This window comes from Exiguobacterium alkaliphilum 12/1, assembly GCF_000714435.1.
Taxonomy (GTDB): Bacteria; Bacillota; Bacilli; order Exiguobacteriales; family Exiguobacteriaceae; genus Exiguobacterium; species Exiguobacterium alkaliphilum.
In genome coordinates, this window is record NZ_JJMW01000013.1 from 101,081 (window position 1) to 118,255 (window position 17,175).

Consider the following 17,175-nt stretch of genomic DNA (forward strand, 5'->3'; position numbering starts at 1 on the left):
TTCATAGTGTAAAAAACGAAATAAAATAGAATAAATCGCGCCGACGTGCGGCAACAACGACAGCTTTGACAAAGGAAATGCGCGAGCGGTATGCTTGAGGGGAAAAGAGTATACATCAGGATTGTTACTGAATCATCAGGCAAAACCTAAACTGGGCGCACGTGTTGCGTCTGGTTTAGGTTTTTCTTGTTTTCAGGACAAAAAAGGAGGATATTATGCGACACATCATCTTTCTAGACGTCGACGGCACGCTCGTCGATGACCACGGCAACATCCCAGAATCAGCCAAAGAGGCTGTCCGACAGGCGCGACAGAACGGTCATCTCGTCTTTTTGTCGACCGGGCGCTCGAAGGCCGAACTCTTCTCGGACATTCTCGATGTCGGTTTTGACGGAATCATCGGAGCAGCCGGAGGCTACATCGAGCTTGAGGAGGAAGTATTATACCATCAACAAGTCTCCGTCGATGATTTGAGCCACCTCATCTCGTTCTTCACCGAGCACGGCATCGACTTCTATCTCGAGTCGAACGACGGTCTGTTCGCCGGTGGGAACGCCAAGGCGCGCGTGGCGAGGATGATTGACGAGTTGATGGCGGACAATCCGGAAGCAAGTGCGACAATTGAGCGCGGTTTGAAGCCATTCCATGACGCGATGAGGGAAGGGGTCGACCTCGTCCGTCCCGACGTGAATAAAATCTCGTTCCTCGGCTCATCCGTCCCGCTCGACGTGATCCAACAAGAGTTCGCATCCCGCTTCACCGTCATCCCAAGCACGGTCGCCGTATTCGGGGCCAACAGCGGGGAACTGTCCATCCCGGGCGTCAACAAAGCGACGGCGATTGCGACGCTGCTTGAACATCTAGGGCTCGACCGCTCGCAGACGTTCGCTTATGGGGACGGGTTGAACGACATTGAAATGCTTGAATACGTGAAGGTCGGTGTCGCCATGGGGAACGCCAAACCCGAGGTCAAGCGCGTTGCGGACGACGTGACGGACTCGTGTGATCAAGACGGGCTTGCGAATAGCTTCAAAAAGTATCGACTCATCTAAAAAAAGCCAAGCAACCTCTCTTCAGGTTGCTTGGCTTTTCGTGGCGACATCGTTCACGACATCGGCGAGCGATACATGCTTCAACACCGATTCCATCGTCGATTGGGCCTGAATAAAAATGGGTTCAATCGCCGTTTGGATGTTTTGACCGACAGGACACGCCGGATTCGGATTGTCATGGATGCTGAACAACTCGTTCTCCTCGACGACGCTGACGGCACGATACACGTCGTACAGCGAGATCTCGGTCAAATCTTTCGTGAGCTTGGCCCCGGCGACACCGGGCTTCACTTCAATCAAGTCGGCCTTTTTCAACATGGCCATGATTTTTCGAATCAAGGCAGGGTTCGTGTTGACGCTGCCGGCTAAATAGTCAGACGAGGTGACGCCGTCCTTGTTGAACTCGATTAACGTCAAGATGTGAATGCCAACTGCGAAACGGCTACTGATTGACATAAGCCACCACCTTTCTGCACCGTCGTGTAAGCGAATTGGTTACATCTTCAGTATAACAGGGAACAAACAATTGACAAACGAAGATGCTGTAACTATGATGATTACATGTAACTGATTTGATTACAGGTTAAAGGGAGGAAATGAATCATGAAATACTTAGTCACAGGGGCAACCGGGAAACTCGGTTCAAAGATTGTCGACGTCTTACTTCAATCAGTACCGGCGAGTGAAGTGGCGGTCAGCGTCCGCAACCCAGAGAAAGCGTCGCTATTGAAGGAAAGAGGTGTCGACGTGCGTCATGGCGACTTTGACAAGCCGGAGACGCTCGAAGCGGCGTTCAAAGGGGTCGAGCGACTCCTGATCATCTCAGCAGACGGAGACAACGACACCCGCATCCGCCAACATGCGAACGCAGTCGAAGCCGCAGAGGCAGCAGGGGTCAAGTTCATCGCCTATACGAGTCTCGCGGATGCCCAGCAGAGTCAGAACTTGATGGCACCGCCGCACGTTGAGACGGAAGGCGCAATAGAACGGACAGGAATCAAGCATGCGTTCCTGCGCAACAACTGGTACTTAGAGAACGAACTCGGAAGCATCCAAGGCGTCCTCGCTGGTGCCCCGTGGGTGACGGCGGCTCGTGACGGGAAAGTCGGCTGGGCGCTCCAACAGGACTATGCCGAGGCGGCGGCGAACGTGCTCCTAGCAGACGATTTCGAGCAAGACATCTTCGAACTGTCGGGCCCGCTCCATACACAAGCCGAGCTTGTCGAGGCGCTCGGGGAAGTCATCGGACGAGACGTCGAACTCCAAGAAGTGAGCCTTGAGGCGTATGAAGGCGCGATGCGCGGCGCCGGCGTGCCGGAAGGGGCCATCCCGATCGTCGTCGGCATTCAAGACAGCATCCGCAACGGCTCGCTCGAGGTCGAGTCAAACGATTTCGAACTTTTACTCGGCCGGCCGGTGACGCCATTAAAAGAAGCGCTTAAACAATTGGTCGATACGTTATAAAACAAGCCGCGACGGCAAAGTCGCGGCTTGCTTTTATGTGTTGGCGCGTTGTTCGAGCTGTCCGGTCACGACGTCGAGCGTACCCGCGGTCGAGGCGAGCCGGTCCGACATGTGGCTCAGTTCTTTTTGAATCGCGACCTGTTCTTCCGTGGCTGACGCGACGTGCTCGATTTGACACTGAAGTTCGTTCGCGGCGACTTTCGTCGAGGCGAGCCGTGTCTCGAGAGCTTCCATTTGCGCCGTCACGTGTTGACGGGTCTCTTGGATGGACGTGATTTGTGCATCGATTTCAGAGACATCCTCGGTCAGTCGGGTGAAGACGGCCGTGACGTCCGACGCGACACTTTGGCAGTTCTCGGTCGCGTGTTTGAATAGCTTCGCCGAGTCGCGAACGACCGTCGTATCCTCCATTAATCCACCGAGCACGCGTGTCATCTCAGATGCGTACTCGCGGGATTGAACGGCGAGCTTCCCGACCTCTGCCGCGACGACGGCGAATCCACGTCCGGTCTCCCCAGCACGTGCTGCTTCGATTGAAGCGTTCAAGGCGAGCATGTTCGTCTGTTCCGAGATCGTCTCGACATGTTGCAAGATGGCTTGAATCTCGCTCGAACGGTTCGACATCGTCGTGACGACGTCATCGAGTCGCGTCGATTCACCGATAATCTCTTCGACTTTCGCCTCCATGCGCTGCATGTCACGGTTACCCGCGACCGCGTCCGAGGCGATGCGCGACGAGGCGCTTGCCGTCTGGGCCATCCGTTCTTGGATGAGGGCGGTCAAGGAGCGAATCGCTTGAATCTCGTCCGCCCCTTGCGTCATCGATGTCTGTTGATCGGTCGCATGCGTAACGATCGGGTCGACCGCGACAGCGATCTGTTCACCTGACTCGAGCGATTGACTCGCGGCGGCCTCGAGTTCGGCGGCGTGTTCTTTTAGTGACGTCACGAGACGGCTCGCGTCCGCGACGGCTTTGTCGAGCAGGCGCTTCGTCTCGTCCTCGTTCGCTTTCACGCGGGCAGACTCCACGTTTCTGAAATGAATCTGCGTGACGAGTACCGCGCTCAACAAAACCAAGTAGACGGCATGGACGAGCAAGAGGCTGAACGGATAATCGCTCGTCCCGCAGATGATCTCGGGGAACAAGAAGTATCCGGCCAAATGCTGCACGGCGAAGATGAGGGTGCTGTATACAATCAAGTCGATGCGGCGCATGAACGACAAGATCGCCAAGACGACGAAGATGGAGAAGTGATACTCGACGAGCCCTTGCCCGCCGGCGACGGTCGAGATGCTCGCGAACGTCAACGTCAGCATCATCCAGTATGGAAACGCGCGAGGGTGTCGCCGTTTGCTTACCAACATGAAGCCGAACAAGGCGATTGGGATAATGAACAATGCCCACGCCGCGACCGGATACGGATAGCCGGTGACGCCGTTTCGGAGCACGGTGTACGCGTAAGCGAAATCGGTGAAGCGGTGGAGCAGGTGGACGGTGATGGACGTCAAGACGATGACGAGCGTCGTGACGAGCATCAATTGATTGCGTTTCGTTGAACTCATACAGATTCCTCACATTCGTTTAGTAGTTCGATATGGCTACTTTATTATCGGACGAACATCCCGAATGTTGATTGAAATTACATATCGGATGAGACAGGAAGCTGAAAGAAGCGAGGGGCTCACGGCCTCTCGCTCATTTTCGTGACGTATTCGTGTTCCATTTGTTATAGAAGTTATACGGCGGCGTGGTGTCCGTGATCGTCGTGAACACGTATTGCTCTCGCTTCAAATGACGAAGGATATAGTCGAGTGAGGCCGCGGACGTCGACTGGTCGTGCATCAAGACGACCGAGGCGACTTGTCTCGCGCGATTGGCGCGCACCTTTTGAATCGTGTCGAACTGAAGCAGGCGCGGGTCGTCTTTTCGTTTCCAATCGAGACTGTCGACGTTCCAGTCCCACATGAGGAATCCGGCTTTCGCCATGGCGTCGCGGTGCGGTTTCGTCATATGCGGCACACTGCCATACGGCACGCGTATGACGTTCGTCTTCACCCCGGTCGTTTGGAAGATGAGCTGCTGGACGTGCTTCATCTCCGTGACGGCGGACTTCGGTGTCTTGAAGAACGCCTTCTTGTCGTGCGTCATGCTGTGCAGTCCGATGGCGTGGCCTTCGGCGATAATTCGTTTCAACACGTCCTCGTTGCCTTTGATTTGCTTCCCGAGAATGAAGAACGTCGCTTTCACTTGATGTTTCTTCAATACGTCGAGCAACAACAGCGTCTCGGGACGGGGGCCGTCGTCAAATGTCATATAGACGAACTGTTTGTCGTCGTGGCGGATCGCTTTCTCCGTAGCTGAAGCAGGCAAAGCCAAGCTGACGAATAGACAAAGCAATAGGCATGATACAAGCCATTTTCTCAATAGAATCGTGTCTCCTCACTCGAATTGGTTCTCATTTCCATTCTCGATTGTACGGCAAGGAAGGGAGACGGTTCAATCGCTTCTTTTTACGAAAAGGAAATCAGATTAAGACAGCCCGAGCCAACGTTTGACCGGCTCTCGGAAATAGTAGGTGACCCCGAGCAGACTCACGAAGACGAGGGCAGCGATGAAGATGGTCGTGACGCTCCCAGAGGCGAGGCTCGCCCCTAAGAAACTGTAAGCGAGTGTCCCAGGAATCATCCCGAGCACGGTCGCGAGAAGAAACGAACGGAAGCGGACTTTTGCAATCCCGCCGGCGTAGCTGAGCAAGTCAAAGCTGACGAGCGGGATGAGCCGCAACACAAAGACATAGAGGAAGCCTCGTCGCTCCATCTGGGAAAATAGTTTCTCAGACCAAGGGTATCGTTCGACCTGAAGGACCGATCGCCCGAATAAACGGGCCATGACATAGCCGGTCATAGCGGCCGCGGTCGCCCCGACGATGATGTATAACACCCCGGGCCAGACACCGAACGCGAGCCCAGCACCAAGTGAGAGGACAGACGTCGGCAAGAAGATGATGGGACCGACCGCGTAAATTAGGATGAATACAAGAGGTCCCCACCAACCGAATGACAACACGAGGTCCCGGATGTCAGATGGACGTAATTCATAGTGGACGTGTGTAATATAAAAGACGATTCCGAACAAGACGAGAAACAAGCCGAGTTTAATTGAGCGAGGCACGCCGCTTCTTCCTTTCTTCAGCCGAATACGGAGACTCAGTTTTTTCAAGCGTACCGCATGTAAATCGTATATGTTCGTGAACTGGCTTACAAATTGTCGCGGAATGTGCAAATCAATCTGCGGATTCGTAAAAACAGGTCAATGCATGTGCAATCTTCCTTCACAATAAGGCTCTTTCATACGATAAAGCGTGTGGGAGGGATGATCATGAAGAATTTAAGTATGTCGAAGAAATTTACGGTTCTGATCGCTGTTTTCATCGCGACACTCGTCATCATCGCCGCGCTCAGTCATATGTTCATCGGACGAATGGCCGATGCGGGTGAGGAGATTTATCAAGAACGTTTAGTGCCGATTCGAGCGCTCGGTCAAATTCGCACGGACAATCGTGCGTTAGATGGATATTTACTTGAATTGATGTTGACGTCCGATGTGGCTCGGAACGAGGAGTTACAGGCCGACATCACCGAACGACGGAACAATATTGGCACAAACTTGCAAGTGTTCAATGAAACGTTCGCCTCGACGGATAAGACGGTGATTGAGCAAGTCGAAAAATTGAACAACGAGATTACCGCCTATCTAGAAGGAACGGAAGCTGTTTTACAACCGGCGCTCCGTAATGAGAATGAAGCGGCCTATCGCGTGTATTTGAGCGAGTTGCGGCCGGTCCGCATGAACCTCGTCGAGACGGCCGCGGCCGTCATGGACGACATCAATCAAGAGGCCGAAGCGGCGAGCGTTGCGATGCAACAGGGCCGGGAAGAGTCGGTTCGATTGTTTTGGATCCTCGTCGCAATCGGTGCCTTGGCCTCGATCGCGCTCGGAGTATACATCACGCGACTCGTCGTCCGTCCCGTCCGTGAACTGAATACACTCATGGGGCGGGCTGGTGCAGGCGATTTGACGGTTGAAAGCACCTATTCGTCACGCGATGAACTCGGTTCGCTCGCTACGTCATTCAATCAAATGAAAGACAACTTACGCGAATTGATTCAGCGAGTGACCGAGACGTCGTCACGCGTGGCCACGTCCTCTGACGATTTGAAGACAAACGTCGAAGAGACGACGAAGGCGACCGAGATGGTAGCCGTGACGATGGAAGAAATCGCATCTGGATCGATGCGTCAGTTGACACGCGTGAAAGAATCGAACGGGACGATCACCGACTTGACGCGCGGTATTCATCACGTCTCGAACAGTGCGCAACAGATGACCGAGCTGTCAGACGGTGCGCTTCAAAAAGTCGATACCGGCAATGAATTGATTGAGACGCTCGAGTCACAGCTCGAGGCGATGAACGAGAAAGTGAAGGCGTTGCAGGCGGTCATCGGTCAACTCGACGTCCGCTCGCAAGAAATTGGCGGCATCACGAGTACCATCTCCGGCATCGCCGAACAGACGAACTTGCTCGCCCTGAACGCCGCCATCGAAGCGGCACGGGCCGGCGACCACGGGCGCGGATTCGCCGTCGTCGCATCCGAAGTTCGGAAGCTCGCTGAAGAATCAGCTGTCGCGACGAAACGAATCTCGAGCTTGATCGGCGACACGCAGACGGAGACGAAACAAGCCGTCCAGACGATGCACGTCGTCGAGAGTGAGATGGACCATAGCGTCACGAACGTCCAACAGGCAGGTGTCGCGTTCGAAGACATCAAGCGAGCGATTGAAGAAGTCGGACAGAAAGTCGAGGAAGTGTCGAGTGCCGTTCAAGAGATGGCGGCCGGTGCGACCGAGATTTTGACCTCGGTGCATGAGATTCAAGGCATCACCGAGACGACCGCAAGCGAGACCGAGAACACGTCGGCAGCGACGGAAGAACAGATGGCGTCGATGGAAGAGATCACGGCCTCGGCGCAAGAACTTTCCAACATGGCGGACGAGATGCGCCAGATGACGAAGCGATTCACCGTATAACAAACAGGCAGGTCGGACATCGACCTGCCTGTTTAGCGTGACTCGTATGCAGCAATCCATTTCGCCGGGGTCATCTTCGAGACGAGCTCGCCGATCAGCTCGTACGGGATGTGCTTCACGTTGTTGAAACGAATGCAACTCTTGCCCATATCGAGCTTCGTCGGCACGTCTTCGGCGTAACGTCGTTTGAACCAATCAAGCAACGCTTCGTCCGTGTAGACGCCCATATGATAGACGGCGAGATGCCGCTTTTGGGCGATGACACTCAAGAACGGGAGGGGGGTGCCTGGGGTGACGTGATACCCGGACGGATACATCGACAGCGGGACGACGTAGTGGACACCCGAGCCGTCAGTCGTCTTTTCAAAACCGTCCGGCAGATTCGCGTCGATGACATCAATCAAGCGGATGAAGGCGTCGAGCCGCTTGTCGTCGACGAGTGTCGCATAATCCATCAGACGTCGCCTCCTCGTAAAATCTTCGCCATCGCTTTGCCTTTGGCGAGCTCATCGACGAGTTTGTCCAGGTAGCGAATTTCGCGCATGAGCGGCTCCTCGACGTTCTCGACACGGACGCCGCAGACGATGCCTTTGATGAGCGTGCGGTTTTCGTTCATGTGTGGGGCGTCGGCGAAGAACGTGGCAAAGTCGACCTCGGCCGCGAGTTGCTGCTCGAGTCCGGCCTCGTCATAGCCGGTCAGCCAGCGGATGATCGTGTCGACTTCTGCTTTCGTTTGGCCTTTCCGTTCGGCTTTCGCGACGTAATGTGGATAGACGCTCGCAAAGCTCGTCGTGTAAATGCGGTGTGCCATAAGCTTCCCCTCGTTTCGTGGAATGATATCTCTATTTTCTCATATTGTGCACGATAAGAGACGAAAATAATTTTATTGCAAATGCAATAAAGTGAGTTAAACTGAAGATAATGTAGTGTAAATACAACATTCGGGAGGATTGTATGAGAGACCATCTACGAGAGATTGGGATGATTGCCCGTGCGCTCGACTCGATCAGCAACATCGAGTTCAAAGAGCTCGAGCTGACGAAAGGGCAATATCTTTATGTCGTCCGAATCTGCGAAGAGCCGGGCATCATCCAAGAAAAGCTGGCCGAACTGATTAAAGTCGACCGCTCGACGGCGGCGCGCGCGATTCAAAAGCTTGAGCGGGAAGGGGTCATTCGACGAGTCGACGACCCGCACAACAAGAAGATCAAGCGACTGCATCCGACCGAGAAAGGACAGGCGGTCTATCCGTTCATCCTCCGCGAGCATGACCATTCAACGGACGTGGCGCTCGCTGGTCTCTCGGATCAAGAAGCCGAGCAACTCCTCCGTTTGTTGAGGCGGGTCCGTCATAACATTGAAGGGGATTGGGAAGCGGTCAAGCGAGGTCACAAACGAGAATACTAAAGGGGGAAGCCAGATGGTCACCATCAAAGCTTGTACACTTGAAGACGTCGACACACTCCGAGACATCAGCATCGAGACGTTCACGGAGACGTTCGAAGCCGACAACGACCCGGCACATCTCGCGGCGTATCTCGAGCGGGCGTACAACGTGCCGCAACTCCGAGAGGAGCTTTCAAATCCGGGCTCACAGTTCTTTTTCGCCATGCTCGACGGGGAAGTGGCAGGGTATTTAAAAGTGAACGCCAACAACGCCCAGACCGAGGCCATGGGCGAGGAGGCGTTCGAACTCGAACGGATTTATGTGCGACGGAAGTTCCAAGGAAGTGGCGTCGGCAAGGCGTTGTATGACCAGGCCGTCATGTGCGCGAACGAGCTGGAAAAACGGGAGATTTGGCTCGGTGTGTGGGAACATAACCACAAGGCGCTCACCTTCTATCGAAAGCAAGGCTTCGTCCAGACGGGAGCGCACACGTTCTATATGGGGGACGACGCGCAAGTCGACTTGATTATGGCCAAGCCGCTTCGTCCGTGACCCATTCCAATACTCCGGATAGATCTTCATAGACGGCGTTCGGGGCCAGGTCAGGCATGTCGAGCGGTTTCTCGTCGCGGTTGATCCACGCCGTGTGGAACCCAAAGTTTTTCGCACCGGCGATATCCCAACCGTTCGAGGATAGAAACAATACCTCGTCCCGCTTCAGTCCGCTATTTTTGAACCAGTGCATATACGCGGCCGGTGACGGTTTCGCTTGTTTGACACCGTCGACGCTGACGAGTTCGTCGAACAGGTCGGTGAACCCGGCGTTATGGATGAGCGCCGTGAGCATCGCGTCCGTCCCGTTCGACAGGACGACGGTCTGTTTTCCGTGGAGTTCGTTCAACACACCTGCGACCTCATCGTACGGTGACAGCTCGGCGTACTTCGCAATCAACGTATCCTCGGTTTCAGGCGTCCACGTCACGTCGGCCGTTGACAGGGCGTACCGCAAGGCGTCGCGCGTGACGACCGAGAAGTCGGCATAGCGCCCCATAATGTGACGGGTGAAGAAGTAGTCGAGTTGTTTCGTCCGCCACGCCTGGCTGATCTGGTCACCTTTCCCGGGAAATTGTTCGTCACACGCCGCCTTGACAGACTGGACGTCGAACAAGGTCCCATACACATCGAACACGAATGCTTTAATCTGTGGTTTCATAATATCCCTCCTCAAGTCATGTAGCGTCATCTACTCTTTACCCTAGTTGACGTGGCTTAGACGAGTGGGAACTAGATAGGAGGAATTCGATGTACGTCCCAAAACAGTACGCCGTGAACGACCCGAAGGAAGTCCACGCCTTTCTAAAAGCCCATCCGTTCGGCACCATCGTCACGTCTGACGGTCAGAAGCCGATTGCGACGCACGTGCCGCTCCGTCTGCATGAGGCCGAAGGAAAGCTGTCGTTCACGACGCATATCGCCAAACATAATCCGCAATGGAAAACGATTGAACAACAGACGGTGCTCGTCATCGTCCAAGGGCCGGACGCCTATGTCTCGGCGTCGTGGTACGGCCATGAGGACGTGTCGACGTGGAACTATCAGGCGGTCCATCTCTACGGGAAGGCGACGATCATGACCGAGGCGGAGCTCGAAGACGAATTGGCCGGCCTGCTCCGAGACCATGAAGGTGAGCGGGAAGACGCCGTCGTCTGGGAAGAGCTGTCGGAACCGGTCAAGCGTCAAAAATACGGTGTCGTCGGCTTTCGAATCGACGTCTCGGAAATCGAGGCGGCGTTCAAGCTGAGTCAAAATCGGAACGATCAAGATTATGCGCGCATCGTCTCCGAGCTCGAACAGGAAGGCTGTCCGATGGCGGACGTCATGCGCGAAAAACGGTAAGGCCTGTGTCATTTGACATGGGCTGTTTTTCGTTTCACGTCGAATATCTTGAAGTTCAGATTGACAGCGGTCCCGGATTCATCCTATACTCATAAATGATAATGATTATCAGTGTCGGTGATACATCGTCATAAAAGAGAAAAAGGGGATTACAACGTGAAAAAGCATAAGAAGATGTTACATATGTTCTTGTTCGTCTCAATGTTCATGCTCGTGCTCGCCGGTTGCGGCTCGAACACAGAAGAACCTGCGACGACGGGGGAGAATGAAGAGTCAGCAGAAGGCTACCCAATCACAATCAAGCACGCGCTCGGTGAGACGGTCATCGAAGAGAAGCCAGAACGCGTCGCGACGGTCGGCTGGTCGAACCAAGACGTCGCACTCGCGCTTGGCGTCGTGCCGGTCGGTTTCTCGGCTGCGAACTACGGTGTTCAAGACGGTAGCGGCGTCTTACCGTGGACAGCAGAAAAGCTAGAAGAACTCGGTGAAGACAACCCGAACGTCTATCAAGACACGGACGGCCTCGACTTTGAAGCGATCGCCGACTCACAGCCGGACGTCATCTTGGCGGCTTACTCAGGCATCACGCAAGAAGATTACGACACGTTGACGCAAATCGCACCGGTCGTCGCGTACCAAGAGACGCCTTGGGTCTCTTCATGGCAAGACACGGTTCGTTACAACGCGATGGCGATGGGCATGGAAGCAGAAGGCGAGCAGTTGATTGCCGACACAGAACAGCTCATCGCGGATAAAGCGGCGGAAGTACCGGACATGGCAGGCAAGAAAGGGGCGTTCGTCGCCTTGAGCCCTGGCGATTTGTCGAAGTTCTACATCTACACGACAGGTGACCCGCGCGGTGCCTTCATCGAAGAGCTCGGCATGGAGTACCCGCAAAACATTAAAGATCAACTCGAAGAAGGTAGCTTTTACCTCGAGCTCAGCTCAGAGAACGCCGACATCTTGAACGACCTTGACCTCTTCGTCGTCTACGGGAACGAAGAGACGCTCAAAGAACTTCAAGCGGACCCGCTCTACAGCAAAGTACCGGCCATCGAACGCGGGTCGGTCGTCTTGATCGAAGACAACACGCCGCTTGCGGCAGCCGGCACACCGTCACCGCTCTCGATTGAATACACGATCGATGAGTACGTGAAACTCGTCTCGGAAGCACTCGAGAAAGTCGAGTGAACAAATGAATAAGCTGAAGAAGATGCATTCGCCGAAACGGTTTCCTCTCATCTTGATGGGGGCGCTCGTCTTGCTCGTCGTCTGCATGCTCGCTTCACTTGCTTTCGGCTCACGGACAGTCGGATGGGATGAACTGCTTGACGGTTTATTCCGTCCGGCTGTTCAGTCGTATGAAGCGGACATCATCCGACAGCGCGTCGTGCGGACGATTTTTAGTCTCATGTGCGGGGCGGCGCTCGGCGTCTCGGGCGCCTTGATGCAGTCGGTGACGAGAAATCCGATTGCCGACCCGAGCATCCTCGGGGTGAACACGGGGGCGGCCCTCTTCGTCGTCGTCGGGATCGCGTTCTTTAATATCTCATCGTCGTCGGACTACATTTGGTTCGCGCTCGTCGGGGCGCTCCTGACGGCCGTCTTCGTGTTCGGCATCGGGTCGCTCGGTCGGGGCGGGGCGACCCCGCTCAAGCTCGTCCTCGCCGGGGCGGCGACGAGTGCGGCCTTGTCCTCGCTCGTCATGGCCATCATGATCCCGCGCTCGAACGTCATGGACCAGTTCCGGTTCTGGCAAGTCGGGAGCGTCGGTGCCGGCAATATGGATTCGATTATGACGTTTTTGCCGTTCTTTATCGTCGGAATCGTCATCGCCATCCTCGCGGCCCCGTCGTTGAATATTTTAGGGCTCGGGGAAGAGCTCGCTAAAGGACTCGGGGTCCGCATCGGCACGCTCAAACTGATTGCCTCGTTCGCCGGTGTGATTTTATGTGGGGCTGCGACGGCACTTGCAGGACCGATCGGTTTCATCGGACTGCTCGCGCCACACTTGATTCGCTTGACGATCGGGCCAGACGAACGGTTCGTCATCCCGATGTCAGCGCTCGCCGGGGCGATTCTGCTCACGTTCGCGGACGTGACGGGACGCCTGCTTGGTAGCCCGGGCGAACTCGAAGTCGGGATCGTCACGGCCTTTATCGGGGCGCCGATTTTGATTGCGTTGACGATGAAAGTGAAGGTGCGTGACCTATGATGAAAAAACCTTATCAACCGATGATTCAAAACAGCAGACGGCGTCGGCAACGGACCGTCGTCGTGACGCTCGTCCTGAGCCTCCTCGCGCTCGCCTTGAGCGTGACGATGCTCATGCTCGGCAACACGATTTATCCGGTCGGGGACGTCGTCCGTGTCTTGTTCGGCGCGGACGTGCCGGGCGCGTCGTTCGCGGTCAACACGATCCGCCTGCCACGCATGCTCGCCGGCGTGTTCGCTGGGATCGCGTTCGGTGTCGCCGGTACCGTGTTCCAGACGATGCTCCGCAACCCGCTCGCCAACCCGAACGTCATCGGCATCACGACCGGTTCGAGTGCGGCGGCCGTGTTTGGTATCGTCGTGTTACAGGCGAGCAACACGTTCGTTTCCATCATCTCGGTCATCGGGGGACTCTTGACCGTACTCGCCATCTACTTCCTGTCAAAGAGCGCCGCGTTCTCGATTGGGCGTCTCGTCTTGGTCGGGATTGGCATCCAGGCGATGCTGACGGCCGTCATCAACTATCTCCTGTTGATTAGTCGTCAAAACGACGTCGGGACGGCGATGCGCTGGTTGAGCGGAAGTTTGAACGGCGCCAAGATGGAGACGCTCCCGCCGCTCATGATCACGGTCGCGCTCTGTCTGCCGGTCGTCATCTGGCTCAGCCGTCAGCTCCAGATTCTAGAGCTCGGGGAAATGACGGCGACGTCGCTCGGCGTTCGGACGAACCAGACACGGGTGCTCCTCATCATCGCCTCAGTGCTCATGCTCGCGCTCGCCACGGCGACGACCGGACCGATTGCCTTCATCGCCTTTCTCGCGGGACCGATCGCGAAGCGGCTCGTCGGGGACGGGCGTTCGACGATCATTCCGGCCGGGCTCGTCGGTGTCGTTTTAGTACTTGCCGCCGACCTCATCGGCCAGTTCGCTTTTACGGCGCGCTATCCGGTCGGGGTCATCACTGGTATGGTCGGGGCACCGTATTTGATTTTTCTCTTGATTCGGATGAACAAAAAAGGGGAGTTATAAGCGGAGAGTCACGTCTACGGATGTGACTCTTTTCATGTGAAAGCGCCATCAAAAAGTCGTTGACTTTGCTTCGTGGGGGGTGTATGCTAAAAATCCTGCCCAAAAAGAGAGGCCGGGAACTGGCATCAGTTCATTATGAGTCAGAGAGGAACATGATCCCATGAACCAACAACAATTAGTCGAGCGTGCCCGCCAAGTGAAAGAGAACGCCTACTCGCCGTATTCAAACTTCCGCGTCGGAGCGGCGCTTCTCATGAAGGACGGTACGGTCATCGACGGCGTCAACGTCGAGAACGTCTCGTTCGGCGCGACGAACTGTGCCGAGCGTACGGCCATCTTCACAGCAGTCGCGCAAGGTTATAAAAAAGGCGACTTCGAAGCCGTCGCGGTGTCAGGCGACACGGTCGACTTCTTGCCGCCATGCAGCATCTGTCGCCAAGTACTCGTCGAGTTCGGCGACCCGGACTTCAAAGTGTTGATGACGAACGGCGAAGCTGAGATTAAAGAAGTGACGCTCGACGAACTCGTCCCGTTCGCGTTCACAGAGCTTGAGATGTAAGTAAAAACGCTGAGTCGCGCGACTCAGCGTTTTCTTATTCATTTGGTTCCCACGGATTGAAAAAGTTGTAGGGGGGATGCACCCCATCTAACGTCCGGAACTCATAGTCACGTTCTTTCGCATAACGGATAATCGTGTCGAGCGCTTTTGGTGTCATTGAATGATCGTGCGCCAAGATGATGGAGGCGATATTCATCTCGTAATTCGCCTCGAGCCGGTTGAACACCCGTTGCTCGATCGGTGCGTTGTTTTTCTTATAGATGTGATCGAGACTGCCGACGTTCCAGTCCCAAATCTCGAAACCGGCCTCGTCCATCGCTTGCCAGTGCGCAGGTGTCATGCCTGCGTCACTACCGTAAATCGTGCGGGCCATATTCGTATGGATGCCGGTCACGTCGTAAATGAGTGCTTGCACTTCCTGCATCTGGCGCACGGCCGTCATCGGCGACGCATAAAACTCCTCACGCACGTGTGTCATTCCATGCAAGGCGATGAGATGTCCCTCAGCGACGATGCGGTGGAGCAGATGCTCATTTCCTTTGATATTCTTACCGAGGATGAAGAACGTCGCCTTCACCCGATGCTTCTTTAAGACGTCAAGTAGCGCTCCCGTCTTCCGATTTGGCCCGTCATCGAGCGTCAAATAGATGAGGCTCCGGTCGTTATAAGCTTTCGGTTTTGGAATCGCCGCTTGAGACAACGACCCAATCAATAAAAAGATAGACATGAATAAAATGACACGTTTCATCATTCCGCTAAAACTCCCTCGGGCCAAAAGTCAGGTGACGTGGTATCGGTGTGAAGGATAGATTACCACATCTCCGATGAAAGGATGAAGCGAAACATGGATGATCAAAGGTAGTCATGTCGTGATCATTTAGGTCGGCTCACGTCGAGTTGATAAATTCGTTCATCGTCCTCTGTCGTCAAGTAGACGAAGTTCAGCTTTTCCAAGAGCGCGATGGACGCCTCGTTCGTCGGAAGACAACCGGCTTTAATCGTCTCGGCTCCTCGGTCGGACAAGTGACGAATCAGTCCTGATACGACCTCGGACGCGTAGCCTTGGCGTGCGCAGCGGGGTGAAATCGTATAGCCGATCCAAGATGTCGGGCCGTCTTGATGCACATACAAATCACCAATTAAGTCATTCGTCTCCTGGTCGATGATGGCGAGTTGCATGCCTTGCGTGATGGCTTGTTCGCCGAGTAAAGAGCGTTCATATTCTTCGTAAGTCAATCCTTTGAACGATTGGTGTTGCATCCATTCCAAGTCGTTCCGATATGCCATGAACGGTTCGATGTCATGTTGCGCGAACGGTCGGATGAGGCAGCGGGTCGTCGTGAATGTCATGATGAATCCCTCCTGTGTTCTCTTAGTGTACCGTGGATGACCAGCAGGGAATAGTCATAGAAAAACCCTTCAATCATCGGATTGAAGGGCGTGTTGTCATTTCGTGAACGACGTTACTTTATAGTGCTGGACGAGCTTGATGAGTGTCGATGCGACGAGACCGATAGCGAGTGGCAACGTGATGACACCGATGCCTTGCTCCATGACGATCATATTGCCTTCCTCATAATAGCCTTTCGAGTAGAATAGCCCTGAACCGATTGTCTCATTCAATTCGATCGTCGAGACGTTGAGATACACTATGACAGCTAATAGCGAAATGACACTGATGGAGAGAAATAGTGTGGAGAAGGATAGTTTATTATTCATAACAAGACTCCTTCCTTATGATAGCCTCACATCGATATTACCATTAAATTACATCTTTAATATGAGTGAAAAGGATTATCTTTTTATTCAGTTTGATATTACATATGAGAAAACACCTTTCTTAGTTATTCGTATTTTAAGGCGTATCAGTTAGTTGTTTTATTGTACAAATAAAAGTACAATTAGAACATGGAAGGAGTGGTCATTATGTCTACAATTACCTACAGTGATGCACGTAAAAACTTTAAAAAAGTATTAGATCAAGTCCATGAAAATAGCGAAGCGATTGTCATCTCACGAAAGAATAGTGAAAATGCGGTCATTATGTCGGAGCAAGAATACGAGAGCTTAATGGAAACCATTTATTTGTTGAGAAGCCCGAAAAATGCGGAGCGGCTATTAGAATCTATTAAACAGATTGAAAATAATGAGGTCACAGAAAGAGAATTAATGAATGAGTAAATCTTTATTATTCACTGACAATGGGTGGGAAGATTATTTGTATTGGCAAAAAGAAGATAAAAAGAAATTAAAGCGAATCAATTTGTTAATCGAGGATGTTAGAAGAAACGGAAACTTAAATGGGATAGGTAAACCAGAAGCATTAAAAGGGAACTTACAAGGTTTCTATAGTCGTAGAATTGATTCAGAGCACAGACTCGTTTATAGAGTTATGAATCAATATGTAGAGATTTTACAATGTCGTTATCACTACTTGTAAATGGACTCACACCTATTGAACTGCTCCCCGTCAAGTAGACAGGGC

22 protein-coding genes are annotated in these 17,175 nt (G+C 53.8%); 12 read left to right on the top strand and 10 right to left on the bottom strand.

Annotated features, from left to right (window positions below):
* The first annotated feature begins 215 nt into the window (after positions 1-215).
* Entirely contained in the window at positions 216-1,052 is an 837-nt protein-coding gene (locus tag RT52_RS01350) for a Cof-type HAD-IIB family hydrolase (protein ID WP_034814576.1), read from the top strand.
* A 21-nt stretch (positions 1,053-1,073) separates the two neighbouring features.
* Here the strand turns inward: RT52_RS01350 and RT52_RS01355 are convergent, their stop codons facing one another.
* Positions 1,074-1,508 (bottom strand): Rrf2 family transcriptional regulator, encoded by a 435-nt coding sequence (locus RT52_RS01355; protein ID WP_034814578.1) that lies wholly within the window; start codon positions 1,506-1,508, stop codon positions 1,074-1,076.
* 147 nt (positions 1,509-1,655) lie between these two features.
* On the opposite strand from RT52_RS01355, the gene RT52_RS01360 reads away from it, so the two are divergent.
* Positions 1,656-2,516, top strand: a complete 861-nt coding sequence (locus RT52_RS01360) for an SDR family oxidoreductase (protein WP_034814579.1) — start codon at positions 1,656-1,658, stop codon at positions 2,514-2,516.
* 33 nt (positions 2,517-2,549) lie between these two features.
* On the opposite strand, the gene RT52_RS01365 is transcribed toward RT52_RS01360, so the two are convergent.
* From RT52_RS01365 to RT52_RS01375, 3 genes are all read right to left on the bottom strand, one after another.
* Positions 2,550-4,079 carry a methyl-accepting chemotaxis protein gene (locus RT52_RS01365; protein WP_034814581.1) on the bottom strand — a complete coding sequence of 510 codons (1,530 nt, stop codon included), beginning with the start codon at positions 4,077-4,079 and terminating at the stop codon, positions 2,550-2,552.
* A gap of 133 nt (positions 4,080-4,212) precedes the next feature.
* A complete protein-coding gene (locus RT52_RS01370; RefSeq protein ID WP_034814583.1) occupies positions 4,213-4,941 on the bottom strand; it encodes a polysaccharide deacetylase family protein in 729 nt (242 codons plus the stop codon).
* A 105-nt stretch (positions 4,942-5,046) separates the two neighbouring features.
* Positions 5,047-5,688 carry a TVP38/TMEM64 family protein gene (locus tag RT52_RS01375; protein WP_034814584.1) on the bottom strand — a complete coding sequence of 214 codons (642 nt, stop codon included), beginning with the start codon at positions 5,686-5,688 and terminating at the stop codon, positions 5,047-5,049.
* A gap of 207 nt (positions 5,689-5,895) precedes the next feature.
* Here RT52_RS01375 and RT52_RS01380 point away from each other — a divergent pair, with 207 nt between their 5' ends.
* A complete protein-coding gene (locus RT52_RS01380; RefSeq protein WP_034814585.1) occupies positions 5,896-7,605 on the top strand; it encodes a methyl-accepting chemotaxis protein in 1,710 nt (569 codons plus the stop codon).
* A 32-nt stretch (positions 7,606-7,637) separates the two neighbouring features.
* On the opposite strand, the gene RT52_RS01385 is transcribed toward RT52_RS01380, so the two are convergent.
* Both RT52_RS01385 and RT52_RS01390 read right to left on the bottom strand, forming a co-directional pair.
* Positions 7,638-8,060: a DUF1801 domain-containing protein gene (locus tag RT52_RS01385; RefSeq protein ID WP_034814586.1), complete on the bottom strand. Its 423-nt coding sequence runs from the start codon at positions 8,058-8,060 to the stop codon at positions 7,638-7,640.
* Positions 8,060-8,416: a DUF2200 domain-containing protein gene (locus RT52_RS01390; protein WP_034814587.1), complete on the bottom strand. Its 357-nt coding sequence runs from the start codon at positions 8,414-8,416 to the stop codon at positions 8,060-8,062. The genes RT52_RS01385 and RT52_RS01390 overlap by 1 nt, the downstream gene beginning before the upstream one ends.
* A gap of 143 nt (positions 8,417-8,559) precedes the next feature.
* Between RT52_RS01390 and RT52_RS01395 the strand changes: the two genes are divergently transcribed.
* Entirely contained in the window at positions 8,560-9,012 is a 453-nt protein-coding gene (locus RT52_RS01395) for a MarR family transcriptional regulator (protein ID WP_034814588.1), read from the top strand.
* Between the two features lie 13 nt (positions 9,013-9,025).
* Positions 9,026-9,544 carry a spermidine/spermine N(1)-acetyltransferase gene (gene paiA, locus RT52_RS01400; protein ID WP_034814589.1) on the top strand — a complete coding sequence of 173 codons (519 nt, stop codon included), beginning with the start codon at positions 9,026-9,028 and terminating at the stop codon, positions 9,542-9,544.
* Here the strand turns inward: paiA and RT52_RS01405 are convergent.
* Positions 9,519-10,205, bottom strand: coding sequence for a haloacid dehalogenase type II (locus RT52_RS01405; protein ID WP_034814590.1), 687 nt, complete (start codon positions 10,203-10,205; stop codon positions 9,519-9,521). The genes paiA and RT52_RS01405 overlap by 26 nt on opposite strands.
* An 89-nt stretch (positions 10,206-10,294) precedes the next feature.
* Here RT52_RS01405 and RT52_RS01410 point away from each other — a divergent pair, with 89 nt between their 5' ends.
* The 5 genes from RT52_RS01410 (at position 10,295) to RT52_RS01430 (ending at position 14,690) form a co-directional block, all read left to right on the top strand.
* Positions 10,295-10,888, top strand: a complete 594-nt coding sequence (locus RT52_RS01410) for an FMN-binding negative transcriptional regulator (RefSeq protein ID WP_034814591.1) — start codon at positions 10,295-10,297, stop codon at positions 10,886-10,888.
* Between the two features lie 174 nt (positions 10,889-11,062).
* Positions 11,063-12,079: an iron-siderophore ABC transporter substrate-binding protein gene (locus RT52_RS01415; RefSeq protein ID WP_034805758.1), complete on the top strand. Its 1,017-nt coding sequence runs from the start codon at positions 11,063-11,065 to the stop codon at positions 12,077-12,079.
* 4 nt (positions 12,080-12,083) lie between these two features.
* Positions 12,084-13,103 (top strand): FecCD family ABC transporter permease, encoded by a 1,020-nt coding sequence (locus RT52_RS01420; protein ID WP_051690236.1) that lies wholly within the window; start codon positions 12,084-12,086, stop codon positions 13,101-13,103.
* Complete coding sequence (locus RT52_RS01425; protein ID WP_034814592.1) at positions 13,100-14,131, top strand: FecCD family ABC transporter permease; 1,032 nt, start codon at positions 13,100-13,102, stop codon at positions 14,129-14,131. The genes RT52_RS01420 and RT52_RS01425 overlap by 4 nt, the downstream gene beginning before the upstream one ends.
* A gap of 160 nt (positions 14,132-14,291) precedes the next feature.
* Positions 14,292-14,690, top strand: coding sequence for a cytidine deaminase (locus tag RT52_RS01430; RefSeq protein ID WP_034814595.1), 399 nt, complete (start codon positions 14,292-14,294; stop codon positions 14,688-14,690).
* A gap of 34 nt (positions 14,691-14,724) precedes the next feature.
* Here the strand turns inward: RT52_RS01430 and RT52_RS01435 are convergent, their stop codons facing one another.
* The 3 genes from RT52_RS01435 to RT52_RS01445 all read right to left on the bottom strand — a co-directional run bounded on the left by RT52_RS01435 (position 14,725) and on the right by RT52_RS01445 (position 16,409).
* On the bottom strand, positions 14,725-15,441 hold the full coding sequence (locus RT52_RS01435; protein ID WP_034814597.1) for a polysaccharide deacetylase family protein: 717 nt from the start codon (positions 15,439-15,441) through the stop codon (positions 14,725-14,727).
* 122 nt (positions 15,442-15,563) lie between these two features.
* Complete coding sequence (locus RT52_RS01440) at positions 15,564-16,040, bottom strand: GNAT family N-acetyltransferase (RefSeq protein ID WP_034814599.1); 477 nt, start codon at positions 16,038-16,040, stop codon at positions 15,564-15,566.
* Positions 16,041-16,136: 96 nt separating this feature from the next.
* On the bottom strand, positions 16,137-16,409 hold the full coding sequence (locus RT52_RS01445; protein WP_034814601.1) for a hypothetical protein: 273 nt from the start codon (positions 16,407-16,409) through the stop codon (positions 16,137-16,139).
* A 207-nt stretch (positions 16,410-16,616) separates the two neighbouring features.
* Here RT52_RS01445 and RT52_RS01450 point away from each other — a divergent pair, with 207 nt between their 5' ends.
* The gene (locus RT52_RS01450; protein ID WP_034814602.1) at positions 16,617-16,871 is read left to right on the top strand and encodes a type II toxin-antitoxin system Phd/YefM family antitoxin; all 255 of its coding nucleotides are present in this window, start codon (positions 16,617-16,619) and stop codon (positions 16,869-16,871) included.
* Entirely contained in the window at positions 16,864-17,130 is a 267-nt protein-coding gene (locus tag RT52_RS01455) for a Txe/YoeB family addiction module toxin (RefSeq protein ID WP_034814603.1), read from the top strand. Before RT52_RS01450 ends, RT52_RS01455 begins: the two co-directional genes overlap by 8 nt.
* Positions 17,131-17,175: the final 45 nt, after the last annotated feature.